Below are 16,272 nucleotides of genomic sequence, written 5' to 3' on the forward strand. Positions count from 1 at the left end.
TCGGCGCGTCAGCGCGCGTTCCAGCGGTACTCGTTCTCCGGCCTTCCCGGGGTGCCGTAGCGCGCGGTCCGGGAAACGGTGCCCGCGTCGGCAAGGTATTCCAGATAGCGCCGCGCGGTTACCCGGGACATACCCAGGGCATCCATGACCTCGGTGGCGGACACTGCTTCGGGCTGGCCGCGCAGGAACTCCTGGACCGAGCCGAGGGTCGAGGTGGACAGGCCTTTGGGAAGGGGAAGTTCGGACGGCGCACGGAGGCTCGCAAAAGCCTGGTCCACCTCGCTTTGCGAGGCACCTCCCTTGCCGGGACCGCCGTTGGAACCCGCCAGCTGCTGCCGGAACTGGCGGTAGTTTTCCAGCTTGTCCGAGAAGGTGGCGAACGTGAAGGGCTTGATCAGGTACTGGACCACGCCGATGGCGACGGCGCTGCGGACGATTGCCAGCTCGCGCACGGCGGTGATGGCGATGATATCCGCGAGGATCCCGGCGGAGCGCATCCGCCGGGCGATGTCCAGGCCGTGCAGGTCGGGCAGGTTCATATCCAGCAGGACAAGTTCCACCGGCTCTCCCGCCGCCACGAATTCATTGAGGAGCCGCAGGGCGGACTGGCCATCGGGTGCAGTCCCCGCGAGCTCAAACCCTTCCAGCCGCCCCACGTACGCGGCATGGGCCGCGGAAGCGATGGCCTCGTCTTCGACGACGAGGACCCGGATGTTGCTCACTGTCTGTGCTCCTTATCCGCGGAGACCGCCGCAGGCAGGAATACTTCGAACTTGGCGCCGCGCCGGCCATTAATGGCCAGCGTACCGCCCAAACGCTGCACGGCCTGCCGGACCAGCGCCAGTCCAATGCCCCGGCCCCCCATCCCGGCGGGCTTGGTGCTGAACCCGTGCCGGAAGATCTTTTCCGAATCCGCGGGGTCGATGGCCGCCCCGGAATCGTTGACGGCGATGTCCAGTCCTTCCTCGTCCGCCTCCAGCGTCAGCACCACCCGCCGCGGGGGAGGGGCGTCGGCAGCAGCATCAATCGCGTTGTCCAGCAGGTTGCCCAGGATCGTCACCAGGTCCTGGACGGCCACCCCGGGTGCGGCGCCCGAGCCGAGGGTGGAAACATCCAGCTGGACGCCGCGCTCGTGGGCCTCGGCCACCTTGCCCATGACCAGGGCTCCCACCACCGGTTCATCAATCGAGCTCACCATGTCGTCCGTCAGCTGCTGGCTCAGGGCCAGGTCCTGGGTGGCGAAATCGAGGGCTTCGCCCGTCCGGCCAAGCTCCAGGAGCGAGACCATGGTGTGGAGCCGGTTGGCGTGTTCATGGGTCTGGGCCCGCAGCGCATCCGAAAGGGTCCGCATGGTCTGCAGCTCGTTGCCCAGTGCCTCGATTTCCGTCCGGTCCCGGAGCGTGGCCACTGTTCCATACACGGGGACCTTCCCCCGCGCCCCAGGGGACTCGGGCCCCCTGGCCGGGCCCTGGTTGACCACCAGCACGCGGGAACCGGTCAGCACCATCTCGTCCTTGGTGGTGCGCCCCGAATCGAACAGGCTGCGCAGCTCGCTGTCCAGGGGGAGGTCTGCCAGGGATGGGGGCCGCGTGGGATCGTTGCTGCCCGTTTCGGCGAGGCCCAGCAGTTCGGCAGCCTGGTCGTTGTACATCACCACGCGCTTCTTGGCATCGATGAGGATCAGCCCTTCGCGCACCGAGTGCAGCACTGATTCGTAGTAGGTGAACAACTGCGCCAGCTGTTCGGGCCCCCAGCCGCGCGTCACTCGCCGCAGATACCTGCCCAGCAGCCACGACGCCAGGGATCCGCCCACCAGCAGGGCGATGCCGACGGCCAGCAGGACCGGCAGGCGGCCGGTGAAGGCCACGTCGACGCTGCGGACGGTGACACCCGCCGCCACCAGCGCCTTCACGGTCCCTTGGGCGTCCTTGACCGGAACGATGGTCCGGACCGAGGGGCCCAGGGTGCCGGCGGTGACTTCGGTGAAGGCCCGGCCCTGCAATGCAGCGTCGATGGAGCCGATGTACGGGTGGCCCAGTTCCTCGTCCCGCGGGTGTGTCCAGCGGGTCCGGTCAGGAGCCATGATGGTGATGAAGTCGATGTGGGCGGCGCTGGTGACGTCCTTGGCGTAAGGCTGCAGCAGGGCGGACGGGTCCGGCGTGGCGGCGGCCTGGAGCACCAGGGGATTGGCGGCGATGGAGGCAGCCACTCCTTCCATGCGGCGCCCCGCCTCGTCATACGTACGGTCCCGGGCGTCCACGTAGGCCGCAGTCCCCACAATGGCGATGAAGGATACGACGATCAGCAGGTTCGCCAGGAAGAGCCGGCGGGCGATACTCCAGCGGTGGATCATGCCTGCCTCCTTCAGAACCCCGGGGGTGCCGCGACCAATATGAACGCAACGGTGAGCTGGATCACGGGGTGCCCAATGATGGATATCACATTGCACGGACGTGTTGAGCCCAGAGACTGCGCCGCAGCGTCTATCAGAATATCCACAAGGAGACACATCATGGCTTCTCAACGAGGAGAGTCGCTCGAGACCGCGACGCCGCGGCGCAAGGGACTGGACAAGTCCCACTACCTTTACATTGCCGTTATCGCCGCCGTCGTCCTCGGCGCGGTTGTCGGCCTGCTCTTCCCGGAGGTGGGCAAGTCCCTCAAGCCCCTGGGAGACGGGTTCGTCAAGCTCATCAAGATGATGATTGCCCCGGTCATCTTCTGCACGATTGTCCTGGGCATCGGATCCATTGCCAAGGCAGCCACCGTCGGCAAGGTGGGCGGCCTCGCCCTGGGCTACTTCATCATCATGTCCACCTTCGCCCTGGCCATCGGCCTCGTGGTGGGCAACCTGATCCACCCCGGCGAAGGCCTGAAGCTGACGCCCTACGACCCCAACAAGAAGGCCGCCACTGACAGCACCGTGGACTTCCTGATGGGCATCATCCCGGGTGACATCCCCGTCCTGCCCACCCTGCTGGCCGCCATCCTGGTGGGCTTCGCCCTGCAGAAGATGGGCACGCAGGGGACCCCCATCCTCAAGGCCATCGGCCACGCCCAGGGCCTGGTCTTCCGCATCCTCATCATGATCATGTGGCTCGCTCCGATTGGTGCCTTCGGTGCCATCGCCGCCGTCGTCGGCGCAACCGGCGTCCAGGCCATCGTGAGCATGTTCACCCTGATGATCGCCTTCTACATCACTTGCGCACTGTTCATCGTGGTCATCCTGGGCGGCCTCCTCCAGGTCGTTGCCGGCGTGAACATCTTCAAGCTGATGAAGTACCTGGCCCGCGAGTACCTCATCATCTTCTCCACCTCCTCCTCCGAAGCGGCGCTGCCCCGCCTGATCGCCAAGATGGAACACCTCGGCGTCTCCAAGCCCGTCGTGGGCGTCACCGTTCCCACGGGCTACTCCTTCAACCTGGACGGAACCGCCATCTACCTGACTATGGCGTCCCTCTTCGTTGCCAACGCCATGGGAACCCCGCTGGACCTCGGCGCCCAGATCTCCTTGCTGGTCTTCATGATCATCGCCTCCAAGGGTGCCGCCGGCGTCACCGGCGCCGGCCTGGCGACCCTCGCAGCAGGCCTGCAGGCACACCGTCCCGAGCTGCTGGGCGGCGTGGGCATGATCGTGGGAATCGACCGCTTCATGTCCGAGGCCCGCGCCCTGACCAACTTCACCGGCAACGCCGTAGCCACGGTCCTGGTGGGCACCTGGGTCAAGGAGATCGACGGCGGCCAGGTTGCCCGCGTCCTCTCCGGCGAAGTCCCCTTCGACGAGCAGACCATGATCGCCGGCCACGGCGAGATGGCACCGAAGGAAGAAGGCGCCCGCGAGGCCGCCAAGGCCTAGCCTCTGTCCCATAAGAGACGTGAAACCGCCCCTGCAGCCCTGCTGCGGGGGCGGTTTTTCGTTGCCCTGCAGTGCAACCTTCGACCTCAGCTAGAGGGTCAAGGCTCAACATTCGCGGAAAGTCAAGTTCCGTCGAATACCGTGTCGGGCGCTGTAACCTAGGGAGCAGAACGAACGGCGCTGGTCAGCCAGCGGCAGGAAATCACCGTCATCGAAAGTGTGGACAGATACGTGAGCAGCGAACAGGGTTCAGCAACTCTGGAGGGCACGGAATTCGACCTGGAAAACGCGGTGATGGGCCCCACGGGTCGCCCATACCGCGAGTTCCCGGAACCCGCGCCGCTGTCCTCCCACGGTCCGGCCCGCGTCATCGCCATGGTCAACCAGAAGGGCGGCGTCGGGAAGACCACCTCCACCATTAACCTGGCCGCGGCACTCGCCGAATACGGCCGGCGTGTCCTGCTGGTGGACTTCGACCCCCAGGGTGCGCTGTCGGCGGGCCTGGGCGTCAACCCGCACGAACTCGACCTCACCGTGTACAACGTCCTGATGGACCGCAAGGTGGACATCCGCGACGCCATCCACCAGACCGGTGTCGAGAACGTCGACCTGCTGCCGGCCAACATCGACCTCTCTGCGGCGGAAGTGCAGCTAGTGAACGAGGTGGCGCGCGAACAGGTCCTGGACCGCGCGCTGAAGAAGGTCGAAGACGACTACGACGTCGTCCTCATCGACTGCCAGCCGTCCCTGGGCCTCCTGACCGTCAACGCCCTCACCGCGGCCCACGGCGTCATCATCCCGCTCATTTGCGAGTTCTTCGCGCTCCGCGCCGTGGCCCTCCTCGTTGAGACCATCGACAAGGTCCAGGACAGGCTGAACCCGCGGCTGCAGGTGGACGGCGTGCTGGCCACCATGTACGACGCACGCACGCTGCACAGCCGCGAAGTGATCACCCGGCTGGTGGAGGCGTTCGGTGACAAAGTCTTTGAAACCGTCATCAAGCGCTCCATCAAGTTCGCGGATGCCACCGTGGCTGCGGAGCCCATCACCAGCTACGCCGGAAACCATGTGGGTGCGGACGCCTACCGCCGGCTGGCCAAGGAGCTGATCTCCCGCGGCGGCGCACCCTAAGCACGCCGTGGCCGAGACCAAACCCGGCTTCGAGGTGCGGCTGGCCAACTTCACGGGTCCGTTCGACCTCCTCCTGGGACTGATCGCCAAGCATCAGCTGGACATCACCGAAGTTGCCATCGCCACGGTCACCGATGAGTTCATCAAGTACATCCGCAAGCTGCAGGAGCTCGGCGAAGAATGGGCCCTGGACGAGGCCAGCGAGTTCCTGGTGATTGCCGCCACCCTGCTTGACCTCAAGGCAGCACGGCTCCTCCCGGCCGGAGAAGTCGAGGACGACGAGGACATCGCCCTGCTGGAGGCGCGGGACCTCCTGTTTGCCCGGCTGCTCCAGTACAAGGCCTTCAAGCAGGTGGCAGGCATCATGGGTGAAACCCTGCACCAGGAAGGCCGCCGCTTTCCACGGCAGGTGGCGCTCGAGGAACATTTCGCAGCTATGCTCCCCGAGCTCGTCTGGAAACATACGCCCCGGCAGTTCGCTGCACTGGCAGAAGCCGCGCTCCGGCCCAAGGCGCCGGCGCAGCCACCACAGGTTGCCCTCGGCCACCTGCACGGCGGCAATGTCAGCGTCAAGGAGCAGGCCGAAGTGCTGGGCCTCAGGCTCCAGCAGGAGTCACCCCTGACGTTCCGTTCCCTGATTGCCGACGCCGAGTCCACCCTGGTGGTGGTGGCCCGGTTTCTGGCCCTGCTGGAGTTGTTCCGGGACCGGGCTGTCTCGTTCGACCAGCTCTCCCCGCTGGCGGACCTTGCCATCCACTGGACGGCCGACCGCCGGGACTGGTCGGCGGAAAACCTAAGCGAAGAATTCGAGGAGCAACTGTGAACCCGCAGGAGGATACGCAGCCGCAGCAGACGCAGTGGCAGGACGACGCCGCCCACGGCCCCGCCTTCGCCGACCTTCCCGGCGGCGCCAAGGCTGCCCTGGAAGCCGTCCTCATGGTTTTGGACGAACCGGCCACGGAGGAGGAGCTGGCGGCAGGGGTGGGGCTAACGGTGGACTCGGTCCGCTCTCTGCTGGCAGAACTGCAGCGCGATTATAACGGCTATACTGTTAAAGCCCCGGAGGTGGAGAGTGCCAGCAGCGCTGGTATCGGGTCCAGTCCCCGGGGTTTTGAATTGCGGAACATCGCCGGTGGCTGGCGCATCTACTCCCGCACGGAATTTGCCGACATTGTGGGCAAGTACGTGCTTGAGGGGCAGACTGCCAGGCTCACCCAGGCGGCGTTGGAAACACTGGCGGTCATCGCGTACCGCCAGCCCGTTTCCCGGGCGCGCGTGTCTGCAATTCGCGGGGTCAATGTTGACTCTGTCGTACGGACGCTGGCCCAGCGCGGGCTGATCGAGGACGCGGGAACAGATCCCGAGTCCGGCGCAATCCTCTACCGGACTACCTCGTATTTCCTCGAACGGATGGGAATCAGTTCAGTGGAGGACCTGCCCCAACTGTCGCCGCACCTTCCGGGGCTCGACGGGATCGCAGAGTTCTACGACGCCGGGACGATGTAGGCAGGACACCCCTGCCCGCAACAGTCCATCCAGCACGGTTATTTATCAGGGCAGACGAAGTCTGCGCGGCTGGCTAAGGTTGTCCTTGGACATCTCAGCCGGCCAAAACACATTTGAAGGACGGGTCATGACACAGGCGGGACGCCAGGGTTCACCACGTAACGGTTCGGGACGCGGCGGGAACGAACGCAACAGTTCACAGCGCAACCCGGCACAGGGCGGCAGCTTCAGCGGGGGCTCCCGCGGCGGAGCAGGCAAGCGATCCTCGGGATTCGGCGGGGACCGCCCGCACCGCGCGCCCAAGCCGCGCGAAGAGCGCTTCATCGACCCCGACCTCGCGGGGGACCAGCAGGGACGCGGAGCCGAGCCCGCCAGGGGTGCCAAGCCGTCGTCCCGCAAGCCCGCGGCCCGCAAGCCCGGTGCCGGGAAAGCCCCCGGAACCCCCGGTGCGCTCAAGCCCAAGCCGCGAACGGGCGCTCCCGGAGCAGCCGCTTCCCGTGCTTTCGGCAGCGAACGCTTTGGCCAGAACCTGGGGCCGGTCCGCAAGCCTGCACGGAAGAAGGGTCCCCGGGGCAACGTTCCCCAGTCCGAACTCCACGATGCCGACGGCGTGCGCCTCCAGAAAGTGATGGCCTCCGCAGGAGTCGCCTCCCGGCGCGTCTGCGAAGAGATGATCGCCGAGGGCCGTGTCGAAGTTGACGGCCAGGTAGTCACCGAACTCGGAGTCCGCGTAGACCCCAAGACTGCCGTGATCCACGTTGACGGCCTGCGGATCCAGCTGGACGAAAACCTGGTCTACATGGTGTTCAACAAGCCCAAGGGCGTGGTGTCCACCATGGAGGACCCCGAGGGCCGGCCCTGCATCAGCGACTTCCTGAAGAACAACAAGAACACCGGCGAACGCCTCTTCCACGTTGGCCGGCTCGACGTCGCCACCGAAGGCCTGCTGCTGCTGACCAACGACGGCGAACTCGCCAACCGACTCACCCACCCCTCCTACGAGGTTCCCAAGACCTACCTGGTGCAGGTGCGCGGACCGTTCCCGCAGGGCGTTGGCGCCCAGTTGAAGGCCGGCGTCGAGCTGGAGGACGGCTTCGCTTCCGTTGACTCCTTCCGCCTGGTGGACTCAACCCCGGGCCATGTGCTGATCGAGGTTGTACTCCACTCCGGCAAGAACCGCATTGTCCGGCGCCTGTTCGACGCCGTTGGCTTCCCGGTCCAGCGGCTGGTCCGCGTCAAGGTGGGCCCCATCGGGCTCGGCGACCAGCGCCAGGGCAGCATCCGCAACCTGGGCAAGCAGGAAGTCGGCCACCTGCTGGCATCCGTAGGGCTCTGAGGCATGTCCGCGTTCAAAAGCCAGGGCCGCGGCCACCTGGATGGCCCGGTGGTGGTCATCGGCACCGGGCTGCTGGGCACCAGCATTGGGCTGGGCCTGCGGGGGCGCGGCGTACCCGTGTTCCTCTCGGACCCGTCGCCCACCAACCAGGCGGTGGCCGTGGACATCGGTGCCGGCCGCCCGCTGCCGGAACTGGGCGATACAGCGCCGCAGCTGGTGGTGGTGGCCGCCCCGCCGGACGTCACGGCCGACGTCGTCCTTGCCGCGCTGTCCAACTACCCGGACGCTGTGGTCATCGACATCGCCAGCGTGAAGGCGGGCATCCTGGCCCGGCTGCGGGAATCGGGCGTCGACCTGTCCCGCTACGTGGGGACCCACCCCATGGCGGGCCGCGAAAAGTCCGGCCCCGTAGCGGCGCGCGGTGAGCTCTTCACGTCCATGCCCTGGGTGCTCTGCCCCTCCGAGGAAACGTCCGGTGGCGCCCTGCAGGTGGCCCGCTCGCTCGCTTCGGACCTGGGGGCCGTCGTCTCGCAGTTCACGGCGGACGAACACGATGAAGCCGTGGCACTGGTCTCGCACCTGCCCCAGGTGATGTCCTCACTGCTGGCCAGCCGGCTGCAGGGAACACCTCTGCACGCGTTGTCCCTGGCAGGCAACGGACTGCGTGACGTCACCAGGATCGCGGCCAGCGACCCCACCCTGTGGGTCCAGATCCTCGGCGGCAACGCGGACAAGGTGGTGGAGATCCTCTACGGTGTCCGGGACGACCTGAACCGGTTGATTGGAACCCTGGAGAACCCCACCGCACCCGGGGCCCGGCTGGACCTCGCGCAGCTGATCAGCGAGGGCAACGCCGGCCAGGCGCGGATCCCCGGGAAACACGGTGGTCCGCCGCAGGCTTACGCGTGGCTTACCGTCCTAGTGGATGACAAGCCTGGCCAGATCGCCCGGCTGCTCACCGAGATCGGGGAGATCGGCGTCAACCTGGAGGACATGCGGCTTGACCACTCGTCGGGCCAAAACGTGGGTATGGTGGAAATCTCCGTGTTGCCGAACAAGCACGACCACTTGATCGAAGCTCTCAACGACCGCGGATGGCGGGTACTTCAGTAATGACACAGGAACTCCTCGAATCCATGCGCGCCCTGCGCATCGGCCGGCCGCTGGTGGTTGCCATCGATGGGCCTTCAGGCTCCGGAAAATCCAGCGTGAGCAAGGAAGTTGCGCGCAGGCTCCGGCTGGCCTATCTGGACACCGGCGCCATGTACCGTGCCCTGACCTGGTACTGCGTGACCGAAGGCATCGACCTTGAGGACGGCGCGGCGGTGGAGCAGGCATCCAGGGACTTCGTCCTGGAACTGAGCACCAGTCCCATGGAGGAATATGTCCGGGTGGGCGGCGTGGACGTCACCGACGCCATCCGTGAGCCGGCCATCTCCTCCGCCGTCAGTGCCGTCGCCACCACCCTGGGCGCCCGGACCGAACTGATCCGGCGGCAGCGGGACCTGATCGAAAAGCACCACCGCCGGATGGTGGTGGAAGGCAGGGACATCACCACCGTCGTCGCGCCCGGCGCCGAGGTGCGCATGCTCCTCACCGCCAGCGAGGAAGCCCGCCTGCGCCGGCGGGGCATCCAGCTGGGCGGTACCCAGAACGCCGAGCAACTGGCAGCCCAGGTCACGCACCGCGATGCCAAGGACTCCACCGTGGTGAACTTCACGCAAGCCGCTTCCGGGGTGGTGACGCTGGACTCCTCGGACCTCGACTTCGAACAGACCGTGGATGCCGCCCTCGTCATCGTCACCAAGGTCCTGAACCGTGACTGACGCCGGGGCCGGCCTGCCGTCCGGGCTGACCACGGCATGGAGCAGGCCGGTGGGCTGGATCCTTGACCACCTGGTCTACCGGACCACCGTGACCGGCAGGACCAATGTCCCCACCGGCGGACCGGTGATCTTCGCAGGCAACCACATCAGCTTCCTTGACGGGCCGGTGATGTTTGGCGCCGCGCCGCGGCCGATGCACATCCTGGTGAAGCAGGAGATGTTCAAAGGTTTCCTGGGCCGCGTGCTTACCGCGTCCGGGCAGCTGCCCGTGGACCGCCGCGGTGACCGCGCAGCGCTGCAGCGCTGCAAGGACGTGCTCGACGCCGGGCGCTGCGTAGGGATTCTTCCGGAAGGGACGCGGGGGAGCGGCGCAGCCGCGGACATCAACGGCGGCGTGGCCTGGCTGGCGCTGAATTCCGGAGCCCCCGTGGTGCCGGTAGCCATCCTGGGCACCCGCCAGGGCGATGAGCACCTGGACTTCGTCCCACGGCCCGGGCGGCGCTTCCACGTCAGCTTCGGATCGGCCCTGACCCTGGCCCGCCGCGCCGGCGAAACTGGCCGTGCTTCAATGGACAGGGCCGCGCAGGACATCCGTGCAGCGCTGGCAGGGCACGTCCAGGACACCATTCAACTCAGCGGGCAGACCCTGCCCTTCGCTGACCACAAAGACTTGACAGCAGTAGCCGGGGACGCCGGCAGATGACCACTAAGGACAGTGCAATGAGCGACACCACCCAGGCTTCCGGGCACTCCGGCGCCGACGACGAATACACCCCCACCGGCACCGACCAGGTTGCAGAGCGCCTGGCGGCGATTGGGGACGACGAGGCCGAGCTCCGCGCCGCCTCCCTCCGGGCCGGCCTGGAGGACTACGAGCTGGACGAGGACGACGCCGCCCTGCTGAGCGGCGAGTACGGCGACGAGGACCTCGAAGGTCCCCTCAAGCTGGACCCCGTCCTGGCCATTATCGGACGTCCGAACGTGGGCAAGTCCACCCTGGTGAACCGTATCCTGGGCCGCCGCGAAGCGGTCGTGGAGGATACTCCCGGCGTAACCCGCGACCGCGTGATGTACTCCGCGAACTGGAACGGACGCAACTTCACCCTGGTGGACACCGGGGGATGGGAACACGACGCCCGCGGCATCCACGCCAGGGTCGCGGAGCAGGCCGAGATGGCCGTGGAACTCGCTGACGCCGTCCTGTTCGTGGTGGACTCCGCCGTCGGCGCCACCGCCACGGACGAAGGCGTCATGAAGATGCTGCGCCGCAGCAAGAAGCCGGTCATCATGGTGGCCAACAAAGTGGACGACTTTGCCCAGGAAGCCGACAGCGCAGCACTCTGGGGCCTTGGCTTCGGCGAGCCCTACCCGGTGTCGGCCCTGCACGGCCGCGGCGTGGCCGACCTCCTGGACCACGTCATGGATGTCCTGCCCGAGTTTTCCACCGTTGAAGGCGTGGAACGCTCCGGCGGTCCGCGGCGTATCGCCCTGATCGGACGCCCGAACGTGGGCAAGTCCTCGCTGCTGAACAAGCTCGCGGGATCCGAACGCGTGGTGGTGGACAACACCGCCGGCACCACCCGTGATCCGGTGGACGAATTCATCGAACTCGGGGGCCGCACCTGGCGCTTCGTGGACACCGCCGGCATCCGCCGCCGCCAGCACATGGCACAGGGCGCGGACTACTATGCCTCGCTCCGGACGCAGGCCGCGCTCGAGAAGGCGGAGGTCGCCGTCGTGCTCCTCGCCGTGGACGAGGTCCTCAGCGAACAGGACGTCCGCATCCTCCAGCTGGCCATCGAGTCCGGCCGCGCCCTGGTCCTCGCCTTCAACAAGTGGGACCTGCTCGACGACGAACGCCGCCGCTACCTGGAGCGCGAAATCGAACAGGACCTGGCACACGTTGACTGGGCCCCCCGGGTCAACATCTCGGCAAAGACCGGCTGGCACAAGGACCGCCTGGTCCCGGCCCTGGACCTGGCGCTGGAGAACTGGGACCGGCGCATCCCCACCGGGCGCCTCAACGCCTTCCTGGGCGAGCTCGTTGCCGCACACCCGCACCCGGTCCGCGGCGGCAAGCAGCCCCGCATCCTCTTCGGCACCCAGGCCTCCAGCCGTCCGCCGAAGTTCGTGCTGTTCACCACCGGGTTCCTGGATCCCGGATACCGCCGCTTCATCACGCGGCGCCTGCGCGAGACCTTCGGATTCGAGGGCACGCCCATCGAGGTGAGCATGCGCGTCCGCGAGAAGCGTGGCCGGAAGCGTTAATTGCGACACACCTTGGGGCTGATCACCGGAAAGTGTCACTGGCACCCCTTCGGATCGTGTAAGCTCTTCTAGGTGGTTCGGCCGGACTGCTGATGAAAATCTTCGGATTTGAGTTCAGCGGAGAACGGCGGAACCAGCGGGCTGTAGCGCAGCTTGGTAGCGCACTTGACTGGGGGTCAAGGGGTCGCAGGTTCAAATCCTGTCAGCCCGACCAAAAAGCGGAAAGCGCCGGAGAATTTCTCCGGCGCTTTCCGCTTTTTTGGGTTCATGGTCATTCCCGGCTGCGCATCCTCATGTGGACACATCACCCCGGGAGCCGGGGGTGAATTGTCAGGTTGGGGGTGTCCTGGGTGGTGCCGGGTGCGTGGGCAGTCAGCCGAGGGCCGCGTCGAGGGTGACGAAGCCGTAGCCCGCCGCCCGGAGCTGGGAGATCACCTGGGGGAGGGCCGCTGCGTCGAGCGTTGAGCCGTCGTCGGGGTTCGAGCCGAGGTGCATCAGGACGATCTCACCGGGCTGCGCGGAAGCCATGACGCGCTGGACGATAAAGGTCGGGCCGCGTGTTCCGTTCATAGTGCCTTGCCAGCCAAGGGTGTCGACGGTCCACCGGACCGCCGCGTAGCCGGCGCCGTTGACGTCGGCGATCGTGGGCGAATCGCGGGCGCCGAACGGGAAGCGGAAGAACGGGAGCGGGTCGCCTCCTGCGGCCTCGATGGCCCTCTGCGCGCCGCCGATCTCGGCCGCGATCTGGGCGTCGGTCAGGGTGGTGAAGTCCGGGTGGGTCATGGAGTGGTTGCCGATTCGATTCCCCGCGTTGTAGATCAGGGCCGGGTCGGAGGGGAACTGGTTGACCCAGTTTCCGGTGAGGAAGAATGTGCCGGGGACCCCGTTGGCTGTGAGGGTGCTGAGGATCGATCGCAGGCCGGCGTCGTTGGCCCCGGCATCGAATGTCAGCGCGACAACCTTCTGCGTGGTCGGAATACGCTCGAGGTCCACGCCCAGAAGTGCCGCCGGGATAGTGGCATGGATGACCTCAATCCTGCTGCTGGCCTCATGCCACAGGATCGAACCGTGCTGGAAGTCGCTGCGTCGTCCGCCCGTGATGCCATACTCGTCGCTGGTCGGGTAGCCGAGCCTGCTGTGCTCCCAACCGAGTGCCGTCCACTGGGCGCGGATGGCTCCATGCACCTCGTGGGCTCCGGTGGCGGGGCTCCAGTAGATCGACCCCCCGGCGAAGTGATTGAACCTGCCAACTCCGTCGGGGGTTCCGGTCTCGTCGGTGAGGGGGAAGCCCAGGAAGCCGGCCGGGCCGCCCGGTTCTAGGTAGTGTCCGCCGATTGAGCCGTGTATTTCGTGGGCTCCGGTGGCGGGGCTCCAGTAGATGGTGCCGCCGGCGAAGGTGTTGTAGCGGCCGGCGGCGCTTGGGGTGGCGGTTTCGTCGGTGAGGGGGAAGCCGAGGAAGCCGGCAGGGCCGCCGAGTTCTGCGTAGTGTCCGCCGATTGAGCCGTGTATTTCGTGGGCTCCGGTGGCGGGGCTCCAGTAGATGGTGCCGCCGGCGAAGGTGTTGTAGCGGCCGGGGATGCCTGGGGTGGCGGTTTCGTCGGTGAGGGGGAAGCCGAGGAAGCCGGCCGGGCCGCCGAGTTCTGCGTAGTGTCCGCCGATTGAGCCGTGTGTTTCGTGGGCTCCGGTGGCGGGGCTCCAGTAGATGGTGCCGCCGGCGAAGGTGTTGTAGCGGCCGGGGATGCCTGGGGTGGCGGTTTCGTCGGTGAGGGGGAAGCCGAGGAAGCCGGCTGGGCCGCCGAGTTCTGCGTAGTGTCCGCCGATTGAGCCGTGTGTTTCGTGGGCTCCGGTGGCGGGGCTCCAGTAGATCGTGCCGCCGGCGTAGTTTTGGGCGCGGCCCCCAGCGATGTCGTACGGGGTGCCGACGGGCGCTCCGAGGAACGATGCGCCGCCGCCGAGCTGCTCATAGTGCTGGACGATCGCGTCGTCGCCAACCTGCTGGACCGCTGCCGACGCCGCAACGCTCCGCTGCGAGGCCGCCGCTGACGCCGTGGCCGCGGGCGGACCCAGAGCCGTACCGCCGAGGCCACCGCCGAGGGCGAGGACCAAGGCCATTCCGAGGACGGCGGGTCGGGACCGGCGCATTGTGACCCCTTCGTACTGACCGAGACATGCAAGCCTTGATCAAGACGCTACGCCCCGGGGGCGTGCCCGGGCAGGACCGGAAGTCCCGAATCTGCCCGGGCGGCCCGTGCAACGTCCCGGGTGCCTGGTCTTCCTACTTCAGGAACTTGGACGTGCGCCGGTCAGCCAGGATCTTGCCCTTGGTCTGGCAGGTGGGGCAGTACTGCAGTGCGGTATCCGCAAACGACACCTCACGGACGGTGTCGCCGCAGACCGGGCAGGGTTGGCCGGCACGGGCGTGGACCCGCATATGGCTGCGTTTGACGTCCTTGAGATCCTTGGGCGGCTTGCCGGCCGCTTCCGCCAACGCTGCGCCCAGTACGCTGTGGATGGCGTCGTACAGCACCTGTGCGGTCTCCCGGTCCAGTGACTTCGCGATGGCGAAGGGCGAGATGCGGGCCGCGTGCAGGATCTCGTCGCTGTACGCGTTGCCGATCCCCGCGATGACGCTCTGGCTGCGCAGGAGGCCCTTGATCTGCTGCGAACTGCCGGCCAGGATCTCAGCCAGCATGCCGGCGTCGAACGCCTCCGTGAAGGGGTCCGGGCCCAGCGAGGCGATGCCCGGCACCTCCTGCGGATCACGCACCACGTAGACAGCCAGGCTCTTCTTGGTGCCCGCTTCCGTCAGGTCCAGCCCGCGCGGACCATCCGGCCCGGAGAAAGCGCACCGGACCGCGATGAGGCCCTTGCCCATCCGGAGCTGGCTGTCGGCGGGGGAGTCCGTGAAGCGCACCCAGCCGGCCCGTGCCAGATGGAACACCAGGGAAATGCCGTCGGTATCGATGCTGATGAACTTCCCGAACCGCCGGACGCCGGACACGGTACGGCCCTCGACCGCGTTATAGGGAGGATCGGCCGTCTTGAGCACGGCAAAGGAGACAACCTGCAGTTTGGTGACCACGCAGCCACGCAGCTGTTCATCAAGGAACGCGGCCAGGCCTGCGACTTCCGGCAGTTCCGGCATGGCCTACCCCACCTTCCCCAAAGATGCTGCACCGGTGCTTGCACTCATGGGTTCCATCTTGTCAGAAAGGCCCGTGCCGGCCCCGGCAGTTATGCCTATACTTTCAGCGGCGGCCCGATTTCCGGGCCCCTTGTGACATTGGCGCGTACCCCGATGAAAGGCCCCCCATGAGCAACATTCCCGAAGACCTGTCCTACACCGCCGAACACGAGTGGGTTACCGCCCCGAATGCCGACGGCGTGGTCCGCGTGGGAATCACGGATTTTGCCCAGGACGCGCTCGGAGACGTCGTCTACGCCCAGATGCCCGAGGTCGGCACGAAGATTACGGCAAACGAAGTGGTGGGTGAGGTCGAGTCCACCAAGAGCGTGAGCGACATCTACGCACCCGTTTCCGGCGAAGTCGTGGCCCGCAACGACTCCCTGGACAGCGATTCGGCCCTGATCAACACCGATCCCTACGGCGACGGCTGGCTCATCGAGATCAAACTGGCCGAACCTGACGCCGTTGAGTCTTTGCTCAGTGCATCCGAGTACGAACAACAGGTAGGCTAAAGCTAACCGGTATTTCCGGTCCGGCCCCGCGTCGCGGGCATGGCGTCTGCGCACGTCAGAGCCCGGATCGGGAGCCGGCGCCGGACCTGCCGGACAGGACCGGAGACTAACCGTTGGTTGTGGGTTGAGTGCCCGCAACGTCTAAGAGGAGGAATCCATGGCTGGCCACAGACACAACCCTGCCGATGGGGAATACGGCACGGGTGCGGCTAGGTCGTCGGAGACCACCTCGATCCATCTCACCCCCGTCACTGACGAACCCATCATCGCGCCCAAGCTGTCCTCGGAAGAGCGCAACTCGGTGGAGGCCCTGCCTGCCGGCTCGGCGTTGCTCGTTGCCCACAGCGGCCCGAACGCCGGTGCCCGGTTCCTCCTGGATTCGGATGTGACCACCGCGGGGCGCCACCCCGACGCCGACATCTTCCTGGACGACGTCACGGTATCGCGGCGCCACGTGGAGTTCCGGCGCACCGCCCGCAGCTTCGAAGTGGTGGACAAGAACAGCCTCAATGGCACGTACGTCAACCATGACCGCGTGGACAGCGTGGAGCTGAAGTCCGGCAGCGAAGTCCAGATCGGCAAGTTCCGCCTCACCTTCTACCTGAGCCCTGCCACGGCTGCAGGCCGCAGCTGAACCGGGGACCGCTGCC

Annotated in this window: 14 protein-coding genes, 1 tRNA gene and 1 pseudogene; 12 read left to right on the forward strand and 4 right to left on the reverse strand. The window is 66.7% G+C overall.

Annotated features, from left to right (window positions below; genetic code table 11):
* Positions 1-8: 8 nt before the first annotated feature.
* Complete coding sequence (locus PUN51_RS18295; protein WP_159632274.1) at positions 9-722, reverse strand: response regulator; 714 nt, start codon at positions 720-722, stop codon at positions 9-11.
* On the reverse strand, positions 719-2,353 hold the full coding sequence (locus tag PUN51_RS18300) for a sensor histidine kinase (RefSeq protein WP_224025650.1): 1,635 nt from the start codon (positions 2,351-2,353) through the stop codon (positions 719-721). The genes PUN51_RS18295 and PUN51_RS18300 overlap by 4 nt, the downstream gene beginning before the upstream one ends.
* 159 nt (positions 2,354-2,512) lie before the next feature.
* Between PUN51_RS18300 and PUN51_RS18305 the strand changes: the two genes are divergently transcribed.
* The 10 genes and pseudogenes from PUN51_RS18305 to PUN51_RS18350 all read left to right on the forward strand — a co-directional run bounded on the left by PUN51_RS18305 (position 2,513) and on the right by PUN51_RS18350 (position 12,137).
* Positions 2,513-3,856: a cation:dicarboxylate symporter family transporter gene (locus tag PUN51_RS18305; RefSeq protein ID WP_159632272.1), complete on the forward strand. Its 1,344-nt coding sequence runs from the start codon at positions 2,513-2,515 to the stop codon at positions 3,854-3,856.
* A gap of 231 nt (positions 3,857-4,087) precedes the next feature.
* Positions 4,088-4,987, forward strand: a complete 900-nt coding sequence (locus PUN51_RS18310) for a ParA family protein (RefSeq protein WP_079597205.1) — start codon at positions 4,088-4,090, stop codon at positions 4,985-4,987.
* 7 nt (positions 4,988-4,994) lie between these two features.
* Positions 4,995-5,810 carry a segregation and condensation protein A gene (locus PUN51_RS18315; RefSeq protein WP_159632271.1) on the forward strand — a complete coding sequence of 272 codons (816 nt, stop codon included), beginning with the start codon at positions 4,995-4,997 and terminating at the stop codon, positions 5,808-5,810.
* Positions 5,807-6,493: an SMC-Scp complex subunit ScpB gene (gene scpB, locus PUN51_RS18320; protein ID WP_275182035.1), complete on the forward strand. Its 687-nt coding sequence runs from the start codon at positions 5,807-5,809 to the stop codon at positions 6,491-6,493. Before PUN51_RS18315 ends, scpB begins: the two co-directional genes overlap by 4 nt.
* 127 nt (positions 6,494-6,620) lie before the next feature.
* Positions 6,621-7,829 (forward strand): pseudouridine synthase, encoded by a 1,209-nt coding sequence (locus PUN51_RS18325; protein ID WP_159632269.1) that lies wholly within the window; start codon positions 6,621-6,623, stop codon positions 7,827-7,829.
* Positions 7,830-7,832: 3 nt separating this feature from the next.
* A complete protein-coding gene (locus PUN51_RS18330; protein WP_275182037.1) occupies positions 7,833-8,942 on the forward strand; it encodes a prephenate dehydrogenase in 1,110 nt (369 codons plus the stop codon).
* Positions 8,942-9,655, forward strand: coding sequence for a (d)CMP kinase (gene cmk, locus PUN51_RS18335; RefSeq protein ID WP_159632267.1), 714 nt, complete (start codon positions 8,942-8,944; stop codon positions 9,653-9,655). Before PUN51_RS18330 ends, cmk begins: the two co-directional genes overlap by 1 nt.
* Positions 9,648-10,365, forward strand: a pseudogene (locus PUN51_RS18340) (lysophospholipid acyltransferase family protein). The gene cmk and the pseudogene PUN51_RS18340 overlap by 8 nt, the downstream one beginning before the upstream one ends.
* 10 nt (positions 10,366-10,375) lie before the next feature.
* Complete coding sequence (der, locus tag PUN51_RS18345) at positions 10,376-11,923, forward strand: ribosome biogenesis GTPase Der (RefSeq protein WP_159632266.1); 1,548 nt, start codon at positions 10,376-10,378, stop codon at positions 11,921-11,923.
* 137 nt (positions 11,924-12,060) lie between these two features.
* Positions 12,061-12,137, forward strand: a tRNA-Pro gene (locus PUN51_RS18350).
* A gap of 158 nt (positions 12,138-12,295) precedes the next feature.
* On the opposite strand, the gene PUN51_RS18355 is transcribed toward PUN51_RS18350, so the two are convergent.
* A complete protein-coding gene (locus PUN51_RS18355) occupies positions 12,296-14,065 on the reverse strand; it encodes a polysaccharide deacetylase family protein (protein WP_275182040.1) in 1,770 nt (589 codons plus the stop codon).
* Between the two features lie 133 nt (positions 14,066-14,198).
* Positions 14,199-15,068, reverse strand: a complete 870-nt coding sequence (locus tag PUN51_RS18360; RefSeq protein WP_275182042.1) for an Fpg/Nei family DNA glycosylase — start codon at positions 15,066-15,068, stop codon at positions 14,199-14,201.
* Positions 15,069-15,235: 167 nt separating this feature from the next.
* Here PUN51_RS18360 and gcvH point away from each other — a divergent pair, with 167 nt between their 5' ends.
* Positions 15,236-15,622, forward strand: coding sequence for a glycine cleavage system protein GcvH (gene gcvH / locus PUN51_RS18365; protein ID WP_159632264.1), 387 nt, complete (start codon positions 15,236-15,238; stop codon positions 15,620-15,622).
* 157 nt (positions 15,623-15,779) lie between these two features.
* Entirely contained in the window at positions 15,780-16,256 is a 477-nt protein-coding gene (locus PUN51_RS18370; protein ID WP_159632263.1) for an FHA domain-containing protein, read from the forward strand.
* The last annotated feature ends 16 nt before the right edge of the window (positions 16,257-16,272 follow it).

The organism is Arthrobacter sp. NQ4, assembly GCF_029077345.1.
Taxonomy (GTDB): Bacteria; Actinomycetota; Actinomycetes; order Actinomycetales; family Micrococcaceae; genus Arthrobacter.

What these genes read in the sequence shown, in the direction of transcription:
- PUN51_RS18300 (WP_224025650.1), bottom strand. Translation starts at nt 2,353, where the DNA reads ATGATCCACCGCTGGAGTATCGCCCGCCGGCTCTTCCTGGCGAACCTG.
- PUN51_RS18305 (WP_159632272.1), top strand. Translation starts at nt 2,513, where the DNA reads ATGGCTTCTCAACGAGGAGAGTCGCTCGAGACCGCGACGCCGCGGCGC.
- PUN51_RS18325 (WP_159632269.1), top strand. Translation starts at nt 6,621, where the DNA reads ATGACACAGGCGGGACGCCAGGGTTCACCACGTAACGGTTCGGGACGC.
- PUN51_RS18330 (WP_275182037.1), top strand. Translation starts at nt 7,833, where the DNA reads ATGTCCGCGTTCAAAAGCCAGGGCCGCGGCCACCTGGATGGCCCGGTG.
- cmk (WP_159632267.1), top strand. Translation starts at nt 8,942, where the DNA reads ATGACACAGGAACTCCTCGAATCCATGCGCGCCCTGCGCATCGGCCGG.
- der (WP_159632266.1), top strand. Translation starts at nt 10,376, where the DNA reads ATGAGCGACACCACCCAGGCTTCCGGGCACTCCGGCGCCGACGACGAA.
- PUN51_RS18355 (WP_275182040.1), bottom strand. Translation starts at nt 14,065, where the DNA reads ATGCGCCGGTCCCGACCCGCCGTCCTCGGAATGGCCTTGGTCCTCGCC.
- PUN51_RS18360 (WP_275182042.1), bottom strand. Translation starts at nt 15,068, where the DNA reads ATGCCGGAACTGCCGGAAGTCGCAGGCCTGGCCGCGTTCCTTGATGAA.
- gcvH (WP_159632264.1), top strand. Translation starts at nt 15,236, where the DNA reads ATGAGCAACATTCCCGAAGACCTGTCCTACACCGCCGAACACGAGTGG.
- PUN51_RS18370 (WP_159632263.1), top strand. Translation starts at nt 15,780, where the DNA reads ATGGCTGGCCACAGACACAACCCTGCCGATGGGGAATACGGCACGGGT.